Origin of the sequence: Thiomicrospira sp. (assembly GCF_036568485.1) — a bacterium.
Lineage (GTDB): Bacteria > Pseudomonadota > Gammaproteobacteria > Thiomicrospirales > Thiomicrospiraceae > Thiomicrospira.
The window spans coordinates 1-4,469 of record NZ_DATCSL010000046.1; the positions used below are offsets into that span (position 1 = coordinate 1).

5 protein-coding genes are annotated in these 4,469 nt (G+C 40.5%); all 5 read left to right on the plus strand.

Annotated features, from left to right (window positions below; all coding sequences use genetic code 11):
• Window positions 1-472, plus strand: a 472-nt coding sequence (locus VIM91_RS04380) for a hypothetical protein (RefSeq protein ID WP_331863601.1), incomplete at its 5' end; no start/stop codon positions are given.
• On the plus strand, window positions 469-1,218 hold the full coding sequence (locus VIM91_RS04385) for a hypothetical protein (RefSeq protein WP_331863602.1): 750 nt from the start codon (window positions 469-471) through the stop codon (window positions 1,216-1,218). The genes VIM91_RS04380 and VIM91_RS04385, both read left to right, overlap by 4 nt.
• A 321-nt stretch (window positions 1,219-1,539) precedes the next feature.
• A complete protein-coding gene (locus VIM91_RS04390; RefSeq protein WP_058025554.1) occupies window positions 1,540-2,481 on the plus strand; it encodes a replication initiation protein in 942 nt (313 codons plus the stop codon).
• A 140-nt stretch (window positions 2,482-2,621) separates the two neighbouring features.
• The gene (locus VIM91_RS04395; protein WP_025643904.1) at window positions 2,622-2,918 is read left to right on the plus strand and encodes a hypothetical protein; all 297 of its coding nucleotides are present in this window, start codon (window positions 2,622-2,624) and stop codon (window positions 2,916-2,918) included.
• Between the two features lie 127 nt (window positions 2,919-3,045).
• Window positions 3,046-4,014, plus strand: coding sequence for a DNA-binding protein (locus tag VIM91_RS04400; protein WP_058025952.1), 969 nt, complete (start codon window positions 3,046-3,048; stop codon window positions 4,012-4,014).
• The last annotated feature ends 455 nt before the right edge of the window (window positions 4,015-4,469 follow it).

Below are 4,469 nucleotides of genomic sequence, written 5' to 3' on the forward strand. Positions count from 1 at the left end.
ATTGGAGGCACAAAACAGCGAGCTGATTTTGCAAAACAACTCTCTGGAAGCTCAGAACACGACATTGCGTACTGCACAGAACAAAATAATAGAACAGCAATTCGAGTTGACGACACAAAACGATGCATTGAAGACGCAAAATCAGGCATTGCTTGGGCAGCTAAACGATGCGAAAACCTACCAAAGTGGATTAATGGCACAGACGAAAGAAGCCAAAAAGCAAAATACAGAGTTGAGCACTCAAAACAATGGGTTACTGCAAACACAAAAAGAGCTACAGACAGCGAATCAATCGCTCAGGACATCCATCAAGGTATTGCAGAGCGAGCAAAAGCAGCCCCCAGCCCCTTCGATGACGCAGCACGACGAGCAAGAGCTGCTCGACTTGATCGACAGCAAGGACGTATTGATCGAGACACTCGAGCAAACCGTCACAAAGATGAGAGAATCTTTGAGTATGCTGAACGTATGAAGCTACACCTAGCCATGCGCTTGATACAACGTCATCGTGATGATATGGCTATCAGATGGGCGCAAGGAGAAACCGCGGCTGACGCCCCTGATAAATTTGATCAGCGGCAAGTTGCGATACTTAGCGAGTTTGCAAAGCGCCTTGGTATTGAAGATAAAGATAAAGCGCTAGGGTTTAGAGATCACTTACAGCAAGTGGGCAAACGTTTTGATTACACGCTAGTTGAAAATAACAAATCCATTATCAAGCTTTTGCGTGATCCTAAAGCTGAACGAGAGCGGTATCTGGCGCTTATTAAGCATTTTGAGGACTTTAGGGACGATATTGATCAAAAGCGTGCGACATTTAAAACTAGTATCATCAATAAGCTAGGCGGTAGCGCAGGAGACGTTGGTAGACTGACTCGAGACGTTGTCTCCTCATTCAACTATACAGAATGGTTAACTGATTATATTGATAATGATAATCACCCAGCTGAGGCGAGGAAATGTGCTAAAGAACATCTTGCAGATACCTTAGATAAAACGTGTCAGCAGTTTAAATTTGCGTTTCGTGATATGAGCTCATTACCAACTACCCAGCGTAAAGCTTACTCAGAGACTCTTAAAGCCGCTTTAGAGACGTTTACCGAGCAATACGACGGAAAGCTTTCTGAAAGCCAACACAGAGCACTACAGGACGGTTTAGAGTCCTATCAGCATCAAGTGAGTAGAACTAATGCACCCAGTCGAGGATTTAGCCCTTAATCTAATCCTTAAAAAAACATTACACAGGGTTAAATTGCTTAGGCAAGCTGCGTGGTTTAAGTGATGATTTTTCACTTATCCACAAAAAAATTTATCACCCGTTTCTTTGAGGGTTTTTATTTGATCCTGTTTACTCCTGTTTATTCCTGTTTGAGAGCTATTTTTCCCTGTTAAAATCAATACCTTACAAGAAAGAAAAAGAGTAAATGAGCAGAAAACAGAGTAAATGAGCAGAAAACAGAGATAAATAAAAAACACTCTTTTTATAACTCTATTTTATGATAAGATCTTGTTAAATGTAACTATGGGCGCAGAGTTGAAATGGAAAATAACTTAGTTGTTCAGTCAAATGATTTAATCCTAGCAACGTACACAATGCAAAAGACGGATAAAGAGCTCATGCTTGCTTGTATCAGTCAAATTGACAGTAGGCCTGATGCACCAAATGTCACGCAAGACACAGAATATAAAGTAACAGTTGATGATATTAAATCATTGTTTTTTGGTAAGAAGTCTAAGAACGAACAGAATGTTTATCGTGACATAGAGAACGCAAGCAAACGTTTATATGACGTCGATATTGTTATGAGCTTGCCCGAGAATAAAACGCTTCAAACAAGGCTTGTTAGTAGTATTGTTTATGATCCGGATAACGGAGAAGTCGTATTATCATTCGCAAATAAAATACTGCCATATTTGACGCAACTTAAAGCTAATTTCACTAAATACAAGCTATTAGAAATAGGTGAGTTATCGAGTATTCATTCAATAAAAATGTATGAATTGGTGGTAATGTGGGTTAATCAATACCAGTACAGCAAAGAGTTTACGATAGAAGAGTTTAAACACGTAATGTGTGTTAAAGATAAGTATAAGCAATTTAGTGAGTTGCGAAGATATGTTATTGAAACAGCTATCAACGATATAAATGAAAATACGAATTATAAAGTCAGTGTAGAGTATCAAAAAAAAGCAAGAGGGAAGGGCTATAAAGGCTTAAAGCTCAAATTTCACAAAAAGTTATTAGATAAAATTGCTGGTAAAGACGGTAAATTGTCAGAAGATAAGATCAAATCAATTGTTGATAATGTGCAGTTTATGAACGACTATAACGATCACCCAGGTTTAAGCTATGACGGTAAAATGAGTACTGATAGTTTTAAGCGTGAAATGATTAACATCATACAGCGGGAGCCTGAAAGCTTTAACAAGCCAAACAAAGCGCTTGAGAGCTACTTACCAAAAGTCAGTCAAGGTAAGTAATTACTATGTTTACTACCAATTATGATATATGGCTTACTTAAGAGTCAAAGGCCAATGCTTTTGCAGTGTTTGAAATCTATGGCCTGAGGTTATACGCATTATCTCTGCCAGGCGTGCCACAAAGATTGAAAGGAGACAATATGAACAAGGTTAGTTATCACATAGATAAGTTGCCGCCATTAACGGCTAAGCAGCAAGCGGACTTAGAGTACTTAGCAACGCTTAGCGATGACGACATTGATCTATCGGACATTCCAGAAATCACCGACTGGTCAGGCGCGATCCGTGGCAGTATCAAACCACAAACGCTTACTACAGAAGCCAGTGTTATCAGCCCAAGCATTCTTGCTAAGTTTAAGGACAGAGCCAAGCAGACAGGCGGTAACTATCAGGACATGATCAATGATGCCCTAGAAGAATACCTAACTGATCATTAAGTCTTAGCCAACAAGTTATAACCTCAAGACGACTTGGGGTTTTTTTACACCTTGCATTGTAGTATGTTGTATATTGTATTATACTATATACAACATACTACAATGCACTATCAAGGAATACAAAATCATGGCACTCACCACACAAGATATTCATGCAGCAGCTGACCGATTACAGGAGCAAGGGATAAAGCCGACACTGGCAGAGGTGCGTAAGGCGCTAGGCGGTGGCTCATTCACTACCATTAGTGATGCGATGCAGAGTTGGAAGCGAGAACAGCAGGAAGAGCAAGAGCTGCAACAAGTGGATTTACCTAGCGGTATCACTGAACGCTTGCACACGCTTGGCGCTGATATGTGGCAGACAGCTATTGATATGGCGAACGATAGGCTGTCTAAGGAGCGTGAAGCTCTAGAGGTGGTTAAGGTTAAGGCACAAGCAGAGACGGACGAAGCGCAAGAAGCAGTTAAAACCTTAGAGGGTGAACAAGCAGATCTACTACAGCAGCTGGACGAAGTGGCCACTACTGCGGAGACAGCAACTAAAGCGGCTCAGCAAGCCACAGCTGACCATGATGCTACCAAACAGACGCTATCAGATACTAAGCATCAATTAGAGCTTGAACGAACTAAAGCAGAAACAGCACAATCACAGCTTGTAGAGACACGTAGCGCATTAGATAAGCAATCTGTAGAGCTTACTAGTAGTCTTGGTGAGGTAGCCACGCTTAAAGCTACAGCTGATAGCGATAAAGCAGAGATTGCACGTTTAAAGGCGGAGCTTAAAGCCACTAAGTCAGAGCTAAAGACGGTCACAGCTGAACGCAATGAGATACAAACTGCTACCGCAGAGATCAAAGGAGAGCTAAAGGCGGTAACCTTTGAACGTGATAAGCTATCAGGACTTTATGAGCAGCTGACTCAAATACAGGCTAAACTTGAAGCTGAACATAGTATATTGAATAAGCAATATGGCGAGCTATCGAGCCGTCACCTATCAGAACAAGAACAAGTGACTGTGTTACAAAATAAACTCAAGAAAGCTCAAGATAATCTAATACTTATTCAAAACAAAGATAACGCCTTGGATGTTGATTAAATAAAAGTATTCAAGGTTCCAAGATAAAGAATAGTTATGAGCTAGGAAGAGACTTTACCTAAAGCGTAGATCTCGTTCTATTCACACTAAGCTTATGAATCAACTATGACAATATCGACTCACTGAATAAATGACTGTTGTATAAGAACTATTCTAAATTTTTCTCTGAAGTCTAATAGTATATAGCCTAGTGGGCTATATACTATTTAAATTAGCCTAAGTAAGTTCCGATGCTGATTTTGGAGCCTTGAGCAGATTTCAAGGAACACTCACCCTAAAGCATCTATGAGTATTTTCTAGCATACTCACAAACACTTTAGTGCATTCCTTGGATTTGATGTGATTAGTCATGCCGACTTCATCGCCCATCGCGTCATCAAGACCGTATCACTGTATCAAGCTACGGTTGTTAAGATTACGGCTGATAGCACCGCCTAGACACGCTCTTAACCGCT

Excerpts from the sequence above, each read along its gene's own strand:
- VIM91_RS04385 (WP_331863602.1), top strand. The coding sequence starts at position 469 with ATGAAGCTACACCTAGCCATGCGCTTGATACAACGTCATCGTGATGAT.
- VIM91_RS04390 (WP_058025554.1), top strand. The coding sequence starts at position 1,540 with ATGGAAAATAACTTAGTTGTTCAGTCAAATGATTTAATCCTAGCAACG.
- VIM91_RS04395 (WP_025643904.1), top strand. The coding sequence starts at position 2,622 with ATGAACAAGGTTAGTTATCACATAGATAAGTTGCCGCCATTAACGGCT.
- VIM91_RS04400 (WP_058025952.1), top strand. The coding sequence starts at position 3,046 with ATGGCACTCACCACACAAGATATTCATGCAGCAGCTGACCGATTACAG.